This window comes from Colwellia chukchiensis (assembly GCF_002104455.1).
Taxonomy (GTDB): domain Bacteria; phylum Pseudomonadota; class Gammaproteobacteria; order Enterobacterales; family Alteromonadaceae; genus Cognaticolwellia; species Cognaticolwellia chukchiensis.
The window spans coordinates 20,785-37,722 of record NZ_NBOC01000003.1 but is presented as its reverse complement, the minus strand read 5'-3'; the positions used below and the strand labels follow the sequence as shown (position 1 = coordinate 37,722).

The following is a 16,938-nucleotide window of genomic DNA, read 5'->3' as shown; positions in this document are numbered from 1 at the left end:
GCGGGTGGCGATAAAAACGCCAGTATTTTTTGTTTTATCTAGTATAACTTCTATTTTAATATCTGCCTATTTAACTCAGTAAGAATATTTACCTATTGCCTGTATTGATGGGGTTAGCTGGGTGTATTTTCAAGCGTTTTGGTGAGGTTGGTTTTAATTGGCACGATTTCTAAGGCGGTTTGATAGCCAATATTAAATAAAGCGGACTTTTTTTCTTCACTCATGCAAAAATCGACGGCTGAGCATAAGCCAGTATTAATGATAATGGTATTGTGCCAGAAGGCTTCATTAATATATTCGCGAGAAATGGTTGTCATAAAAGTACGGATCAGCAAGGTGACATAATTAATGATTGGGAACATGCCATTAATTTTGAGTTCATCGTATTCGTGTTCACCTCGTAGCCGAAAACATAATACTGGCGTGCCATCGTTTGCCCAATCTCGATGCAAGGCGTCTTCTGATAAAATGCTGCCATCAACCATTAAGTGCTTACCAAAGCTTTTGAAGCTAAACACTAATGGAATAGACATAGAAAAGCGCACGGCTTGTGAAATTCTCATGCCGGGTGTTCTTTCGCGATTAAATATAACCGGACGACCAGTTTTGACGTCAGTGGCCACTATATGTAATTGGTAGTCTAGCTCAATAAAGGTTTTACCTTGTAAGTGTTTGTCGACCCATTGTTCAAAAACATCGCCAGAACTTAAACCACCATTACGAATTAAACTGACTAATGAAAAACCTCTAAATTGGCTGTAATTAGTGGTAATAGCGATGCGCTTGATCTCGTCGATAGACAGCCCGGCTGCAAATAAACTGGCAATAATACTGCCGCCAGAAACGCCAACTAAATGTGTGAAACTAATGTCTAAATGTTTTAATGCCTGTAGTACGCCGATATGCGCGGGCAGTCGCGTGCCACCACCGGCTAAAATAGGTACAATACTTGCCACTGTTCCACCTCCGTAATTACCACTGAGTTGTGTGTTAAACCCTTAGCGTATCTTAAGTAAACGGGTACTTAATGGGTTAGTCGAGCTGCAAAGCTAAGATGCGTGTGTGCTGTCAAAACTTGCTTGCTCGCGATGAAAGCTATGTTAATTTTTATCACTTGCTGTAGGTATTTACCCTAGCGCAGTGAGCTATTTTTACTTAAGTTCTTTAATTATGAGTAAAAATTTAAAATTCGCTAGCAGAAGCTATGCTAAATTAAGGTAAACATAGCATTAGCTTATTGAGCATAGGCTAATGTTGATAGGCAACACGACATGTGAAAAAGGATAAAATTATGCGAAAGGTATTTCAAACCTTGATAGCGTTGATGCTGTTATTTAGCGCCAGTGCCGCCAGCAATTTAGTTGACACTGTGCGCCTGATCAAGCCTTCAGTTGTAGGTATTGGGGTGTACACGCCTATTGGTCAGCCGAAGAATAAACTCTATGGTAGTGGCTTTGTTATTGGTGATGGCAGCTATGTGGTCACCAATCATCATGTGATCGCGAGGGAATTAGATGACAACTTATTACAAAAGTTAGCGGTTTTTGTCGGCAAAGGGCAAACGGCAAAAGTAAAATTTGCCACCGTAGTTGCTAGCGATAAAGCGACGGATATTGCCGTGCTTAAAATTGAAAGTGAGCCGTTACCCGCCTTAACACTAGCGCAGCAAGACTTTTTGCCCGATGGCAGTGAAATTGCCTTTACTGGTTTTCCAATTGGTGCGGTATTAGGTCTGTACCCAGCAACCCATCGTGGCATTATTGCCGGCTTAACACCAACAATCACACCACTTGATGATACGCGGCAAATTAGTATTGCGATGTTAAGGCAGTTACGCGACCCGTTTCTTGTTTATCAATTAGATGCAACGGCATACCCAGGCAACAGTGGTAGTGCCATGTATGATGTAAATACAGGGGCTGTGGTGGGAATTATCAATAAAGTTTTTGTGCAGCAAAGTAAAGAAACTGTTATCAGTAAGCCAAGCGGTATTAGCTATGCCATTCCTGTGAAGTATTTACACCAACTGCTGAAAAAACACAATATTAAAGCTTAGGGCATGTATATGCCCTAGTCATCGGCACTCAATGCTGGGTTTGTTTCGTTATTTTTATTGCTTAACAGTTGAGATATTGGCACTAACTCGATATTGTTTTCGGCTAATCGAGGCAACAATTGCTGCAACGAGCTGATGGTTTCAGGATGAGGGTGAGCAATGGCAACTATAGTGCGATAACGTTTCGCGTCGCGAATTAGCTGTTCAAATTGTTGGCGAATATAAGCGTGCTCTAACTGATTGTCGAGAAATATATGACGATGCAAGCTTGGTACACCAAAACTGAGCGCAATCTGTTCTGCTTTGCTTGCATTCGTGGTTAGGCTATCAACAAAAATAAGATCTCGTTCGCGTAAAAACTGCATAGTCCAAGCCATGGGCTGATAAAGCTCTGTAAGTTTACTGCCCATATGATTGTTGATCCCTAAAGCAAAGGGGATCTCCTCAAAGGCATTGCTTAATGTTAAGCGAATGCTGCTTTCGTTCATTACGCTAGTTAAGGCGCCAGGACCAAGCTTTTTGCCATTTTTTGCTTCCATTGGAATGTGTAAAATTACATCATTATTTTTGGCATGTGCCTGCAAAGCGAGCTTTTTACCGTAAGGGGTATGAGGGAGAATTGCGTAGCTAATATTGCCTGGCAGAAAGAGCGCCTGTAAGTCGCTTTTACGATAGCCAATGTCATCAATAATAATGGCAACTCGTGCGGGTTGTGCAGCAAGTAATGAAGAAAAAAACAACAATAGTAAGGGCAGAAATCGCAGCACGGTAATACTTCTCATGTTAAATACGGGTTTAAGGGTAACAGCTCAGGTAGGTAAAATCGATAAATTCACAACCGATAAGCAGAAAAACATTGCTCGCTATTAATCGATAAAATTAATAATTATTTGCACCAAATTTTAGGGTTAACGGCTTTGCCAGCTTGGCGAATTTCAAAATATAAACCGGATTTTGATTGGCCGCCACTTTGACCTACTAAAGCAATGGCTTCACCAGCCTCAACGCGGTCACCAACTGATTTTAGTAACGTTTGATTATGACCATATAAGCTCATGTAGCCATCGCCATGGTCAATAACAGACACTAAACCATAACCCTGTAACCAGTCGGCAAATAAGATGGTGCCATTATGTACCGCTTGTACTTGTCGACCAATAGGCGCCGCAATAAACACACCTTTCCACTTTAAATAACCCTGTTTTCGAGAGCCAAAACTATGGCTAATACGCCCCTTGACCGGCCAGCTTAATTTGCGTTTTAATTTGCTTAAGCTAACAAGGTTTTTTGCTGCTTGTGCCGCTGCTGCCATTTCTTTGAGTAACTTGACCATGGCTTGCTCTTCACGTTCGAGTTTAGCGAGCTTTTGTTGGCCGGTGAGCGCTTTACTATTGAGTGCTTTTAAGGTTTGTTGTTGTTTGGCCTTTGATAATTCTAATACTTGCTTTTGTTGCTGTTGGCTCTCGGTTAACTGAGCCAGTTGCTCTGCTTTTGCTTGATACTCTTGCTCTACCTGATAGAGCTTGTCCATGGTGGCTTGAAAGCGTTCAATCTCTTTAATGCGCGCCGTGTTGAGGTATTGATAATAGGTAAGGGTGCGCTGCACGCTACTGGCTTGTTGCTGATTTAGCATCAGCTTTAAATAGTCATGATGGCCGGCGGAATATGCCGCTCTGAGTTGTTTTGCTAACCCTTGCTCTTGTTGTAATTTCGCCGTTTGTAGTTGCTTTTTTTCGGTGGTAAGCCTTACTAATTTTTCACTGACTTGCTCAAGTTGGCTGCTAGTTTGTGCAAGCTTTTTGCTGATTTTACTGATGGCAATATCGTCAGCCTTTAAATGTTGCTGCAAATCACTAATTTTAATATTGGTGCTTGATAATGCCTTTTTTTGCTGATTAATGGCGCGTTGTATTTCATTAAGTTGCTGGCTAGTTTTTGCGCTAGCTTGCTGCTGTTTACTGTTTTGAGCAACCGCATGGTTGGCAGTGAAAAGCAGCAGTAAAATGATCAGCGCAAGAAAGCCAGCAAGATGCTGGCTGCTTGTACTCATTAATCGCTGCATGTTCACGGTTAATTGCGTGTTAAGCGTCGGCAAGGGTTAATAAGCTTTTGCCTGTCATTTCTTCAGGTTGCGCTAAGCCCATCAAAGCTAATACCGTTGGCGCGATGTCGCTCAAGCTACCTGTTGTTGCCGTTGTAGCGTCGCGACCAACATAAATTAACGGCACCGGCTCGCATGTGTGAGCAGTATGCGCTTGACCTGTAGTGTTATCTTTCATTAGCTCAGCGTTACCATGGTCTGCGGTAATTAAGCATTCGCCACCCGTTTTTTCCAGCGCAGCTACCACTCGACCTAAACAGGCGTCGACTGCTTGGCAGGCTTTTACCGCGGCCTCAAAGTCACCAGTGTGCCCAACCATGTCACCATTGGGGTAATTACAGACAATAAAGTCATGCTCACCGCTTTCGATGGCGGCGACGAGTTTGTCTGTTAACAAGCTTGAGTTCATTTCAGGCTGTAAGTCATAAGTGGCGACGTCGGGTGAAGGCACCAGGATGCGCTGCTCACCAACAAAGGTGTCTTCTTTGCCGCCGCTGAAGAAAAAGGTGACGTGGGCATATTTTTCGGTCTCGGAAATACGCAATTGTGTTTTTTGATGTTTTTCTAGCCATTCACCTAAGACGTTGTTTAATTTGACGGTAGGAAAGGCGCAGGCAGTATCAATATCTTGTGCGTATTCGGTCAGCATAACAAAGTCTGCAACTTTGGGTTGACGTTTGCGCTCAAAGCCAGAAAACTGACTGTCGGTAAAGCAACGGGTAAACTGGCGCGCGCGGTCAGCACGAAAGTTCATGAAGATCAGGGCATCGCCGTCTTGGACTTGAATGTTTTCGCCCGCAGCATTGGTGATAGCTGATGCTTGGACAAACTCGTCATTTTCGTCACGCGCGTAGGCGGCATCTAAGGCATCAAGCGCATCGCTAAAGTGAAACTCAGCTTGGCCTGAAACCATCAGGTTGTAGGCTTGCTCAATACGCTCCCAGCGTTGATCTCTGTCCATGGCGTAGTAGCGACCGATCACAGAGGCAATTTGCCCGCAACCTAGTTCAGCAAATTTTTCTTGTGCTTTCATTATCGAGGCTCGCGCACTGCGTGGCGGCGTATCGCGACCATCAAGAAAAGCGTGTAAATAAATGGCGCTTGCCCCTTGTTGGGCCGCCATCTCTAGCATGGCAAAAATATGGTCTTCATGGCTATGAACTCCACCTGGGGATAATAGCCCAAAAACATGCACTGCTTTGTTATTATTAACCGCCGCGGCAACCGCATTAACGAGTGCTGGCGTTGTTTGAAACTCATTGTCGGCAATCGCTTTGGTGATACGAGTAAAATCTTGATACACTATGCGGCCGGCACCTAAGTTAACATGACCAACCTCAGAATTGCCCATTTGCCCGTCAGGTAAGCCAACTGCCATGCCTGAGGTTTCAATCAACATATTAGGTTTAGTCGCCATTAAATTATCTAAGACTGGGGTTTTTGCGTGATAAATAGCGTTAGACTCAGGGTTTTCTCTATAACCCCATCCATCTAAAATAATAACAACAGTTGACTTTTTGTTTGGCATTACGGTTTCCTTGGTGCGAGCAAATCTATGGAAAAATAACCTTAAGTGCGCAGTATATCAAGAGCCAAAGGGAATATCTTGTCTAGTGTCAGAGAAAATGTTTCACTGTCAGCAACAAATGTGCGCTCAATCCTTGCTGTTAATCATCGAATCTAAATATCGATGAAAAGTTCAGTTTGGGTTTGCATTATTAGCCTGTATACTGTGGCCAATTTTTCGTTAAATAGAATGTAAAACTTATGGAACAATTAATTACTTTTGCAATGAGTCAGCCAGTATTGAGTACGATTTGGCTTATTCTGGTGGTGATGATTATTGCCATCACCATTAAAATTCAGCTGTCACCGATTAAACAATTAAGCACACAGCAAATGACGCTGCTGGTTAATCGCGAGTCAGGTGTGGTGGTTGATACCCGCAGCGAAAAGGATTTTAAAGCCGGACACATTATTGATGCACTTCACCTTAGTAATGAAAAAGTCAGCAAAAATGACTTTGCGAGTCTTGAAAAGCATAAAGATAAGCCCATTATTGTAGTATGTAGTGCGGGGATTAGTGCCAGTAAAGTGGCTAATCAACTGGCAAAAGCAGGCTTTAGTCGTGTTAGCATACTTAAAGGTGGTATGGGTGCTTGGCAAAGTGCCGGCTTACCAGTAACCAAGTAAAAAAGATAATTAAATAACGGATTTTACTCATGGTAGTAGATATATATACCAAGGTAACATGTTTTTATTGTATGCGAGCCAAAGCTTTACTCGACGATATGAACGTACCTTATAATGAAATAAAAATAGATGGTGATGCCGCACTGCGTGAGAAGATGATCGCACGCAGTCATGGACACACCACAGTGCCACAAATATTTATTAGCGACAATCATATTGGCGGTTGTGACGATTTATTTGCATTACATGCCCAGGGCACATTAACGTCACTTTTAGCACAATAGTGTTGGTGAAATTTAGCATAATACGCCATCAAACAATGGCATAAATATATAGGAAGTAAAAAAAATGGCTGAAGAAAATCAAAACAGCGCCGCAGCAACTGACGAACAAAAAGCACCACAATTTGCAATTCAACGTGTTTATACCAAAGACATTTCTTTTGAAACGCCAAACTCACCCGCTATTTTCCAAAAAGAATGGCAGCCAGAAGTTAAGCTAGACATTGATACTAAGTCAACAAAACTAGCGGAAGATACCTATGAAGTGACGTTATCGCTAACCGTTACCGCAACCGTTGAAGCACAAACGGCGTTTCTTGCTGAAGTACAACAAGCGGGTATTTTTACCATAGGTAACCTTGCTGAAGCACAATTAGCGCACACCATAGGCGCATTTTGCCCAACGACTTTATTCCCGTATGCGCGTGAAGCAGTGGCAAACTTAGTGAGCCGTGGTTCTTTCCCGCAAATTAATTTAGCGCCGGTTAACTTTGAAGCCTTATTCGCCAACTATGTACAACAGCAACGTGCAGCACAGGCGAATGCAGAGCAAGTACCACCAAGCACAGAAACGCACTAACTATGAGCGAAAATCGTGCGGCAATTTCAGTGATTGGCGCTGGCTCTTATGGTACAGCGCTCGCCATTTGTTTAGCCCGCAATGGCCATCAAACGCTGTTGTGGGGGCGAGATGCTGATCATGTTGCTAGCATGGCAAGTCGTGGTAGTAATGATAAATATTTACCCGGTTGTCCGTTTCCTGCGTCATTAACTGTGAGTGACAATTTAGCTGATGTGGTGAGTGCCAGTCGTAATATTTTAGTGGTGGTTCCTAGTCATGTTTTTGGAGAGGTGCTAACGCAAATTAAGCCTTTACTTCAGCATGATGCCCGTTTAGTTTGGGCAACCAAAGGCTTAGAGCATGACACCGGTCGGTTATTGCAAGATGTGGCGCGAGAGATATTAGGCGATGATATGTCGTTAGCGGTATTATCGGGTCCTACCTTTGCCAAAGAAATGGCCGCTGGTTTGCCTACGGCAATCTCCTTATCGTCAACAGATGACGCGTTTGTAGAAGATATCTCCAACTTATTGCACTGTGAGCGCCGTTTTCGTGTTTACAGTAATAATGACTTTATCGGCGTACAACTGGGTGGCGCAGTGAAAAATGTTATTGCAATAGGAGCAGGTATGGCCGATGGCATCGGTTTTGGTGCCAATGCGCGTACCGCCTTAATCACCCGTGGTTTAGCGGAAATGACGCGTTTAGGTTGTGCCCTAAAGGCTGAGCCGTCAACCTTTATGGGCATGGCAGGCTTGGGCGACTTGGTGTTAACCTGTATGGATAACCAATCACGCAACCGTCGCTTTGGCCTTGCGCTTGGCGCAGGCGTTGAGGTTGAACAAGCCATTGCCGATATTGGGCAAGTGGTGGAAGGTTATCGCAATACCAAAGAAGTGTACTTGCTTGCGCAGCGTATGTCGGTTGAAATGCCGATTGTTGAGCAAGTCTATCAAGTGCTTTACTGTGGTAAAAACGCTAAAGTAGCCGCCGCTGATCTCTTATCTCGTGAACGCAAGTTCGAATAAGTTAACCTGAATACGTATAGCGGTACTATTAGGTCGCACTCAGTCAAGGCATATTGTAATAATATGCCTTTTTTGTTTGTGCTGACGTTGTGCGCGCTTAGACGGAATCTACAAAGCCTAATTGCCGCCAAGCTTCATAGATCACCACAGCGGTGGCATTAGATAAGTTCATGCTTCGACTATCTTTTAGCATCGGGATCCGGATCTTGTTTGGCTCAGGAATTTGTTGTCTAACGTCTTCTGGTAAGCCGCCCGTTTCAGAGCCAAATAACAGGTAATCTCCGGCCTGAAAATTGATATCACCATAATAACCGCTGGCTTTGGTAGTGACCGCTAATACGCGTTTTGGCTGTTCGTGCTTAACAAAATCTTGATAGCTGGCGTGACGCTTCACGGCGGCAAATTCGTGGTAATCTAAGCCAGCTCGACGTAACTTTTTGTCTTCTAGATCAAAACCAAGGGGCTCAATAAGGTGTAACCTAAAGCCGGTGTTAGCACAAAGGCGAATGATATTGCCGGTGTTGGGGGGAATTTGTGGTTGAAATAAAACGACATCTAACATATTAAGTGCTTAATAAATTGTATAATTAAGGCATTATAACCTGCTTATATTGAATCATTAAGTTTATATTTTTTTTACTAGGGGGACCCGTGTCGGAAAATAAAGAAAGTGCCGATAAATATGCGTACTTAGTGAAGCTGGCCGCTTTTTCTGCAACTACCACGGCGTTAATTCTGGTGCTGCTAAAGCTTTATGCTTGGTTTGTGACGGATGCCAGTGCCATGCTAGCCTCTGCCACCGACTCTATTTTAGATTTATTTGCGTCGGTGATGAATGTGGTGATTTTGCGCTTTGCGCTCGCGCCTGCCGATAAAGAACATAAATTTGGCCATGGTAAAGCTGAAAGCTTAGCAGGACTTGTTCAGGCGGCATTTGTTTTAGGCTCAGCATTATTGCTGGTTTTTAATGGTGTCGATAGAATTATTAATCCACAGCAAGTAGTGCGAACCGAAGTAGGTATTGGCGTATCTATCATTGCAATTATTTTGACCTTAGCGTTAGTGATGTTGCAAAAATATGTTATTCACCGCACTAAGTCTGTCGCCATAAGTGCCGATGCCCTGCATTATCAGTCTGATTTATTGCTCAATTTAGGAGTGTTAGCGGCCTTATTTCTTAGCCAAGGCTATTGGCTGCAAGCGGACGGTATTTTTACCGTTGGCGTGGGTATATTTCTACTGGTAGGGGCTGGGAAAATAATCTGGACTAGTGTCCACCACTTAATGGACCATGAGTTAACGGAGCAAGAACGTAAGCGCATTAAAGAAATTATTTTGTCGCATCACGGGGCTTTAGGTTTACATGACTTAAGAACCCGCCAGGCGGGGCCCGATCGTTTTATTCAGTTTCATCTGGAGTTAGATGGTGAATTATCCCTGCGTGAGGCTCATAGCATAGGTGAAACCATAGAAGCAGAAATAGTTAAAGCCCTCGCGCCTTGTGAAGTGTTGATCCATCATGATCCACTATCGGCAGCGCATCATCAGCGCGAGTAAACGCTAGCCGGTGTGGTGATTGCTATTGGTGTTGAGCAAACCAAGCTAAGCTGGCTGCTAAGGTAATGTCTCGGTATTGGTCGGCTTCAAATAATAGCTCATGATAGGCACCAGCGAGCGTAATGGCTTTGCCGTCAGGGCAAGAATGCGGGTACATTGCATGTAATTGTTGGCAAAACGCATCTTGGGCGGCATTATCAACAATAACTTCATCCCCCGCTTGTAGCACTTGAATAGGCATCGACAATTTATCAAGTGCCATGAATAATTTATCGTTTGTGTCAATGGCCTGCGCTAGCCAGTGGAAGGTAACGCCACCAAGCTTTAATTCAGGCTGTTGTTGATATAAGTTTTGAAAACGCTGATAACGCTCAGCTGAATGCATTAAGCGGTTATCGGCAAAGCTGGTGCTATTGTTATCACTTTGCCCGATAAAATACCAAGGCGTATCAGACAGCCACTGGTTAAGTTGGTTGCCCATTTTTACGAAAAACTTCGCTACTGCTATCGGCAACCCCGCACTTTTAATGGCAATCATAGGAGACGTTAAGCTAACCGCTTTCACTTGATTTGGATAAAGCTGTAGATACCGTAAAGCAATTGCGCCGCCCATGGAGTGTGCCAGCATAAAAGATTGTTGATGATGAGCTGGGTATTTAGCGGGTAAAACCTGCGCCAGTAACTGCTGCAGATCTTGTGCGTAGTGATCAAATTGTGCTACATAACCTTGTAAGCGATTGCGGGTTAAACGCGTTGATAGCCCTTGTCCTCGATGATCAATCACAACACTATCGTAGCCTTGTTGGTCTAAATCATAAATCAACTCTTGATATTTAAGGTAACTTTCTGAGCGGCCAGGTACGATGACAATATAAGGTTGATCGGCTCGGGAAAAGTTAGCGGCATAGGCAATTGTCACGCCATCGGCCGTTTGAAAGCTGTCTTGCTGTACCGATGGCCAAAATTGCTTAATGGCGTCGACCTTTTCTTGAGTAAGCGTGTACTTACTGACATCATTGCTTGCGTATGTCACGGTTAAAGTTCCTGAATAGAGCCAGATAAGTAGCACTAATAGTGAAATGTTTTTAATCATCATGCGGACTATTTTTGCTGATATCTACTGGTAATTCAATAGTCACGGTTAAGCCTTGTTGTGGGTTGTTTTGGGCGAAAATACGACCATGGTGGGCAACAATTGCTTGCTTGGCTATGGCTAAACCTAAGCCGGTGCCGCCTGTGGCTCGATCACGCGCTGGCGCTACGCGATAAAAGGGCTCAAATAGCTTAGCTAAATCAGCCGTCGGCACGCCTATGCCACTATCGATAATGTTAATAATGATATGGCGCTGAGTTTGGCGTAACTCTACCGCGAGTTGTCCTTGTGGCGCACTATAGGTAATGGCATTAAGCAAAATATTACTGATGGCGCTCGATAATAAATTAGCATCGGCTTGGATCAGCGGGTTGGCGCTAGGCGTAAACTTAATTTTGATTGCTTTGTTGTTGGCAATATATTGTGCATCCTCAATGCAAAGGCGGATCAGTTGTTCTAGGTCAACCATCATTAATGTCATAGCACTGATGGTATTTTCTAAGCGAGAAAGCGATAAAACATTGCTGATCATTTCATCAAGCCGAGCGACTTCACGTTCGCAGCGCTGTAAATGTTTTTCCCGCGTTGCGGCATCGATATTCGTTTGTTGTGCTAGCCCAAGAGCAATTTGTAAGCGTGTCATGGGGGAACGAAGTTCATGGGAAACGTCCGCCAGAAGTCGCTGATGCGCATCTATATTATGCTCAAGCTTGTCTGCCATGGCATTAAAGCTTGCCGCACATGCGCCAATTTCGTCATGGCGTTGGGCAATTAACGGCATTCGGGTACTTAAATCGCCGTCGCCAAATTTTGCGGTGGCTTTTTGTAAAGCAATCAGTGGCTTGGTAAGTGAGCGACTGAGTAGCCAGAGTAACAACGCGCTAATAACTAAGGCAGTGGTTACCGCTAACCATGCAGGCACTCGATGTAACATGTTATTAAAGTGCCGATTACCATCGCGACTAGCAATAAACAATTGATAAGAAGCTCCATCTATATCAATAACTTGTGGCCCAGTTAAGCGATAAAACTTAAACTTTATCGTACTTAGCCGGGTGAGCTTATTATCACCAACAAAATCAGCTACGTTTGCAAGTGATGCTGCGCCTGAGAAGTATACTTGGTTGCTGGTGGTATTTTTTACCAGCACGGCACGAGCTTGGCGATTGGGCAATAAGGTATAGATAGATTGTGGTGTTTTTAGCGCTAGGTTATTAATGTTTTGTGTAATCCGCTCAATTCTCATAGCGTCGCCTTTGTGAGTAGGGACAATAACACTTTTGCTACTAAACTGTGCTGATAGCAGCTTTGTGACGGCAAAAGTACCTATCAGTACTAACCAAAAGTAAATAAAGAGCTTAACGCCAAGCGCTGAGAATTTTCGCGTAATGGCTAACATTAATCACTAGTTCCAGGCAAAAATAGGTAACCAGCACCACGAATAGTTTTGAATTTATCGCGGGGGCTTAACGGTAACAGCTTACGCCGAATATTACTGATATGCATATCTATGCTGCGATCAAATGCACTGAGCTTACGGTGTAGTATCTGTTCAGATATCGCTTCTTTGCTGACAATCACTGCTGCGTTTGCCATTAAATGCGCTAAAATTTGGAATTCGGTACCGGTAAGCTCGACCTCGTGTTGATGACAACGCACTTGCCGAGTTGCGTGGTTGAGCATCACATCATTAACCTCGATGACATTAGTGGTTGCTTTACTGTTTTTGGCAATGGCAATGCGGCGCAAAATAGCCTTGATTCGAGCGAGTAGTTCTTGATGTTGAAATGGCTTAGCTAAATAATCATCGGCACCAAGCTGCAAACCGCGGACTTTATCTGCATTATCGCCCTTAGCAGTGAGCATTAAAATGGGCGTTTTGTAGTGAGCTCCGAGCGCTTTTAAGACCTCAAAACCGTTTAAACCGGGCATCATGACGTCGAGCAAGATCAAGGCGATGCTATCATCGTAAGCTTTTTCTAGGCCAGTTACGCCGTCATGACGACAGACGAGTTCAAAGCCTTCGCTGCTAAGGTATTCGCTTAAAAGCTCAGCAAGTTCTTTATCGTCGTCAATTAATAGCAGTTTCTGTTTGTTCATTATTACGCTTACTTTGTTGGCTATTATTCGTCACTATCATAACCCAAAGTCTTGTTGGCTTTAGCGACCTTTACATAACATTTACTTTGCTTTGCGTTTCTTTGCATTGTGGCATTTATACTGGTAACCGTTAACTTACTTAAGGAGCAAACGAATGCAAACCACACAACAATACGCAATGATAAAACGTTTTATTACGATAGCGGCACTGCTGCTGGCAGTGACAAGTGTCAGTAGTTTCGCGCTAGCACACCAGCAACACCAACATCACAAGATGTACCAGCAAGTTATGGATATTGATAAACAAGCGCTAAAAATGCACAAACGCATGCATCGTTTAACCAAGGTGTTAGCGTTAAGCGAAGCACAACAAGCTGAGATTATGCAGCTGTTTACTGAGCAAAAAGCAGAGCGATTGGCGCAAAAAACTGCCCTGTCAGGTTTTAAAACCCAGCTGCAAGGTCTCACACAAGCGAGTGAGTTTGATGAAAACCAGTTCAATGCGATTTATGCAGAGTTTCAGCCAGCGTTTCAAGCCATGGCCATGCAAAAAGCAAAAATGCATCATGGCGTGCTGCAAGTGTTAACGCCACAGCAACAACAAAAGTATCTAAAAATGCGCAGGCACCGCTAAGGTTAGCGCAGTAGGCTAAAGGAGAATATTTTGGACATTTTGCTAGGGACAGCGCGTCCATTTTCTTTTGCCGGCAGAAAGCGCCATTTTTCCATGGCATTGCGAATGGTGTTGCGAAAGTAACTGGCGCGGTTTTTTGACTCAAACTGAATATCTTTAACTAAACCATTTTTATCTATGGTGAATTCAACCATAATTTCTAACTCTATGCCTTTACGCTTTGCGGCAATAGGGTATTTAGGTTCAACCGATCTTAATAATTTTGCCGCCATTAGGCTTGATTTAAGCGTTGGTAAAGCACTACTTGTATTTTGCTTTGTTGTTTTATTAACCAATGTAAAGTCAGGCTTAGGGCTGTGGCGCGATCTCAACTGGTTGCTGTTGCCATAATGAGTTTTAGATAGGGCGGCAATATGCGTTTCACTTGATGCTTCTGGCTCATTGAGTAAAGATACCAACTGTTGTGAATAGGGATTAGCTGATACGGCCGCATTTTTAGAATCAGTGCGCTCAAATGCCAATTCAGAGATAGACTTTTTGTTTGTCGTTGTGAGCTTATCATTAAGTTGACTTTGCCCAGCTGCACTTTTAACGCTGGCTGATAAGCTTTGATGGTGCGATGGGCTTGTATTCGCTTTTTGTTGTACTATGGGTAGCTCGTTTTCGTAACCACTACTGACACTCTGGTTGGTAAGGTTGCGATTGTTAGGCACTGTTTTCGCTTGGTGAACATCTTGAGTTGGATTATGCGGTAGCTGATTAACGCTATCTGCGGTGCGTGTTGGCTGCTGACTCGTTCGCGCTGAGCCACCATCAATAGCCAACAATTGTCGTGCTAACGATGTACTATTATGACTTTGCTCTAACACCTTTGGAACATAGTTACCAATACGGTTATTAAACTCTAGCGTCGAGCTTTGCAAAGAAATGCTGCCTGACTGTAAATCAATAACGGGTAAGCTAGGTGAGTGTTTAGCGATTAAAAATATCATACCGATCAGTATGGTTGCTGAAGCTAGCCATTTGCCAGATTCAGTGCTTTTGCTGCAGTGGTGCTGATCTAATAAACGCACCACGCGTAACTTTAAATCGCCGCCTGATGCTGCCATGGCCATGCTAGGAATGCTACTTTGGCGCTGTTGCTGACACAAGGAAGCCGTATCCGTTAGGGTATGTGCGTAGGCAAGTGAACAGCCACTATGCTGCACCGCTATGTCATCGCTACAGAACTCTCGCTCATTACGCATTTGTTTTGACACCCAACGTACGCATGGGTGAAAAAACAATAAAATTTCAATTAAGGTTTGGAAAAAGTTAACCAAATAATCATGTCGCCTAATGTGAGCAAGTTCGTGCAGTAATAACATATCTAACTGCTGCGGTGATAAGCCCGATAACATGCTAAAGGGGATCAAAACTACGGGTTTTAGCCAACCTATCGCCATAGGAACATTGGTGCTATTGGAGATCAGTAATTTTACGTTATGACGCAAAGCCACTTTATTTACTAAGGCATCAAAGCGTGCTTGCAAGGCTAGATTTGGCGTTACACAGCCTCGAGCCGACAATTGATTGACATTATAAAGCTCAATAGTGAGCTTTAATGCCAGTGCACTGACTATGGAAAGCCAAATAATAGACAGTATAGGTAAGTATTCTAGCCATTCAATATACCAAGCATTAGTGGCCATATGCTCAAAGTAATAGCTTTGATCAAGCAATGGTAATGTGTGAATGAAGCTAGTGGCGTGACGATACTCATTATCGTAAACAACAAAAAAGGTAATAAAGGGTAGCAGCAAGTTTGCTAGCATAGCTAGTGTACTTAGCGCATAGCGTAATTGTGGCTTTCGATAAGAAATCAATGACAATAGCATTTTTAAAACCAGCGCAACAAGCACTCCTTGCCACAAAAAGTGGATAAGAGTGACAGCTAAAGCGGCAAATATTGGGCTATTAAATAAGCTTTCTGGCATCATTAATTATTGTTGAGCTTAATGTCGGTTATGATTGTTGTTCTAATTCATTGAGCAATTTACGAATATCCTCAATTTCTTCTTTACTGGTCGAGTCATCGAGTGCTCGCATCACTAATTTTGATTTTGAGCCACCGAATGCTTTTAATACTAGGTCTTTTAATAAAGAAGATTGGGTAACAACCTCACTGTTTGCTGGCGCATAAACGTGGGCACGATTGCTTTCGTCACGAATAACTAAGGCTTTCTCATGCATTATTTGCAATATTTTCAACACCGTTGTGTAACCCGTTTGTTGTGTTTGACTTACGTTTTCGTGAATTTGTCGAACCGTAGCCGGCCCCATTTTCCATAAAATATTAAGCAACGTCAGTTCTGCCTCGGTTGGCTTAATATCAGACTTATCTCGTAACATTGAGATTCCTTAAGGCAAATATTTTAAATTGTTATACGAATAAACTCGTACCATATACATTCCTATCCTAGCTTGTGACGAATAATTGAGCAATAGAAATTGTAAAATTGTTTTAATTAAATGTTAACAGATAGTCAATAACAGCTTATTATTCAGCTGCTTAATAGTTTAGCCGTATTTGTTTAAACCTTCTACTATGGCTCGCGTTTGCCGTGGGTCATTGGTAAATATCGCATCTACTTGTAAGCTCATACAGAGTTCAATTTGTGCTGGCAGATCAACCGTATAGACACCAACGCTCAGGCCTCGTTGTTTTGCATCCTGTATTAACTCAGGGTTTAGACAATCGATAGACAGGTTTAACATCTGCACCTTTAACGGTAAGCAAAATGCGGCATAATCAAGAGGGCAGCAGGCAATCAGGGCCGCAGTTGTTATTTTAGGTAACAGCTGATGTAACTTAAGCAGGGCATGATGATTAAATGACGAAACAACAATTTGCGAATCGCAGATTTGCCCATGCTGTTTAGCACAGCTGATAACTTGGCTGAGCTTTGTCAGTTCAAGTACTAGCTGCTCGCCTTGCGCGGGCGACTTTAACTCAATATTGATCCAGCATTGGCCTTTAATGCACTCTAGCGCTTGAGCTAATGTACAAAGCCCGTAGCCACTTTGCTTGTGATCGCCAGTTAATGCGCTCAGTGGTAAGTCATTAAAATGAACTTTTGCTTCGCCGGTTGCTAGGTATTGATCATGCAGTAAAATAAACTCGCCGCTTGCTTGATGATATTGCACATCAAACTCAATGCCATCACAGCCTTGTAACAGTGCTTGTTCAAATGCCAGTAGCGAGTTTTCTGGAAACGCTTTGCTGGCACCACGGTGGGCAATTATTTGCATTGGGCTTTGCTTGATTTCGTGTTAATGAGCAATTGCATGGCG

General features: G+C 43.2%; 18 protein-coding genes. 7 read left to right on the top strand and 11 right to left on the bottom strand.

Translation table 11 applies throughout. The annotated features are described in order from the left end of the window. Positions 1–113 precede the first annotated feature (113 nt). Positions 114–956: a patatin-like phospholipase family protein gene (locus tag B6K83_RS05415; protein WP_085283954.1), complete on the bottom strand. Its 843-nt coding sequence runs from the start codon at positions 954–956 to the stop codon at positions 114–116. Positions 957–1,291: 335 nt separating this feature from the next. Between B6K83_RS05415 and B6K83_RS05410 the strand changes: the two genes are divergently transcribed. Next, on the top strand, positions 1,292–2,056 hold the full coding sequence (locus tag B6K83_RS05410; protein ID WP_085283953.1) for a S1C family serine protease: 765 nt from the start codon (positions 1,292–1,294) through the stop codon (positions 2,054–2,056). Positions 2,057–2,070: 14 nt separating this feature from the next. Here B6K83_RS05410 and B6K83_RS05405 read toward each other — a convergent pair whose 3' ends face one another. From B6K83_RS05405 to gpmI, 3 genes are all read right to left on the bottom strand, one after another. Further along, on the bottom strand, positions 2,071–2,838 hold the full coding sequence (locus B6K83_RS05405; protein WP_092251460.1) for a divergent polysaccharide deacetylase family protein: 768 nt from the start codon (positions 2,836–2,838) through the stop codon (positions 2,071–2,073). 104 nt (positions 2,839–2,942) lie between these two features. Beyond that, positions 2,943–4,106 (bottom strand): murein hydrolase activator EnvC family protein, encoded by a 1,164-nt coding sequence (locus B6K83_RS05400; protein WP_158088319.1) that lies wholly within the window; start codon positions 4,104–4,106, stop codon positions 2,943–2,945. Between the two features lie 31 nt (positions 4,107–4,137). Continuing rightward, positions 4,138–5,685: a 2,3-bisphosphoglycerate-independent phosphoglycerate mutase gene (gene gpmI, locus B6K83_RS05395; RefSeq protein ID WP_085283952.1), complete on the bottom strand. Its 1,548-nt coding sequence runs from the start codon at positions 5,683–5,685 to the stop codon at positions 4,138–4,140. A 239-nt stretch (positions 5,686–5,924) separates the two neighbouring features. On the opposite strand from gpmI, the gene B6K83_RS05390 reads away from it, so the two are divergent. The 4 genes from B6K83_RS05390 (at position 5,925) to gpsA (ending at position 8,221) form a co-directional block, all read left to right on the top strand. Continuing rightward, positions 5,925–6,350, top strand: coding sequence for a rhodanese-like domain-containing protein (locus B6K83_RS05390; RefSeq protein WP_085283951.1), 426 nt, complete (start codon positions 5,925–5,927; stop codon positions 6,348–6,350). Between the two features lie 29 nt (positions 6,351–6,379). Further along, a complete protein-coding gene (gene grxC, locus B6K83_RS05385; RefSeq protein WP_085283950.1) occupies positions 6,380–6,634 on the top strand; it encodes a glutaredoxin 3 in 255 nt (84 codons plus the stop codon). Between the two features lie 64 nt (positions 6,635–6,698). Next, the gene (gene secB, locus B6K83_RS05380) at positions 6,699–7,211 is read left to right on the top strand and encodes a protein-export chaperone SecB (protein ID WP_085283949.1); all 513 of its coding nucleotides are present in this window, start codon (positions 6,699–6,701) and stop codon (positions 7,209–7,211) included. Positions 7,212–7,213: 2 nt separating this feature from the next. After that, on the top strand, positions 7,214–8,221 hold the full coding sequence (gpsA, locus tag B6K83_RS05375) for an NAD(P)H-dependent glycerol-3-phosphate dehydrogenase (RefSeq protein ID WP_085283948.1): 1,008 nt from the start codon (positions 7,214–7,216) through the stop codon (positions 8,219–8,221). 97 nt (positions 8,222–8,318) lie between these two features. On the opposite strand, the gene trmL is transcribed toward gpsA, so the two are convergent. Next, positions 8,319–8,783, bottom strand: coding sequence for a tRNA (uridine(34)/cytosine(34)/5-carboxymethylaminomethyluridine(34)-2'-O)-methyltransferase TrmL (gene trmL, locus B6K83_RS05370; RefSeq protein ID WP_085283947.1), 465 nt, complete (start codon positions 8,781–8,783; stop codon positions 8,319–8,321). An 89-nt stretch (positions 8,784–8,872) separates the two neighbouring features. Here trmL and B6K83_RS05365 point away from each other — a divergent pair, with 89 nt between their 5' ends. Next, a complete protein-coding gene (locus tag B6K83_RS05365; RefSeq protein ID WP_085283946.1) occupies positions 8,873–9,778 on the top strand; it encodes a cation diffusion facilitator family transporter in 906 nt (301 codons plus the stop codon). 22 nt (positions 9,779–9,800) lie between these two features. Here B6K83_RS05365 and B6K83_RS05360 read toward each other — a convergent pair whose 3' ends face one another. From B6K83_RS05360 to B6K83_RS05350, 3 genes are read right to left on the bottom strand one after another with little or no spacing between them, the layout of a single operon-like run. Further along, positions 9,801–10,874 carry an alpha/beta fold hydrolase gene (locus tag B6K83_RS05360; protein ID WP_085283945.1) on the bottom strand — a complete coding sequence of 358 codons (1,074 nt, stop codon included), beginning with the start codon at positions 10,872–10,874 and terminating at the stop codon, positions 9,801–9,803. Further along, positions 10,864–12,270 carry a HAMP domain-containing sensor histidine kinase gene (locus B6K83_RS05355; protein WP_085283944.1) on the bottom strand — a complete coding sequence of 469 codons (1,407 nt, stop codon included), beginning with the start codon at positions 12,268–12,270 and terminating at the stop codon, positions 10,864–10,866. The genes B6K83_RS05360 and B6K83_RS05355 overlap by 11 nt, the downstream gene beginning before the upstream one ends. After that, positions 12,270–12,971 carry a response regulator transcription factor gene (locus B6K83_RS05350; protein WP_085283943.1) on the bottom strand — a complete coding sequence of 234 codons (702 nt, stop codon included), beginning with the start codon at positions 12,969–12,971 and terminating at the stop codon, positions 12,270–12,272. The genes B6K83_RS05355 and B6K83_RS05350 overlap by 1 nt, the downstream gene beginning before the upstream one ends. 154 nt (positions 12,972–13,125) lie before the next feature. Here B6K83_RS05350 and B6K83_RS05345 point away from each other — a divergent pair, with 154 nt between their 5' ends. Continuing rightward, positions 13,126–13,605: a Spy/CpxP family protein refolding chaperone gene (locus B6K83_RS05345; RefSeq protein ID WP_085283942.1), complete on the top strand. Its 480-nt coding sequence runs from the start codon at positions 13,126–13,128 to the stop codon at positions 13,603–13,605. Between the two features lie 2 nt (positions 13,606–13,607). Here the strand turns inward: B6K83_RS05345 and B6K83_RS18530 are convergent, their stop codons facing one another. The 3 genes from B6K83_RS18530 to B6K83_RS05330 form a co-directional block, all read right to left on the bottom strand. Further along, positions 13,608–15,584: a M56 family metallopeptidase gene (locus B6K83_RS18530; RefSeq protein ID WP_085283941.1), complete on the bottom strand. Its 1,977-nt coding sequence runs from the start codon at positions 15,582–15,584 to the stop codon at positions 13,608–13,610. A gap of 25 nt (positions 15,585–15,609) precedes the next feature. Further along, entirely contained in the window at positions 15,610–15,996 is a 387-nt protein-coding gene (locus B6K83_RS05335; RefSeq protein ID WP_085283940.1) for a BlaI/MecI/CopY family transcriptional regulator, read from the bottom strand. A 168-nt stretch (positions 15,997–16,164) separates the two neighbouring features. Continuing rightward, positions 16,165–16,896 (bottom strand): glycerophosphodiester phosphodiesterase, encoded by a 732-nt coding sequence (locus B6K83_RS05330; protein WP_085283939.1) that lies wholly within the window; start codon positions 16,894–16,896, stop codon positions 16,165–16,167. Between the last annotated feature and the right edge of the window lie 42 nt (positions 16,897–16,938).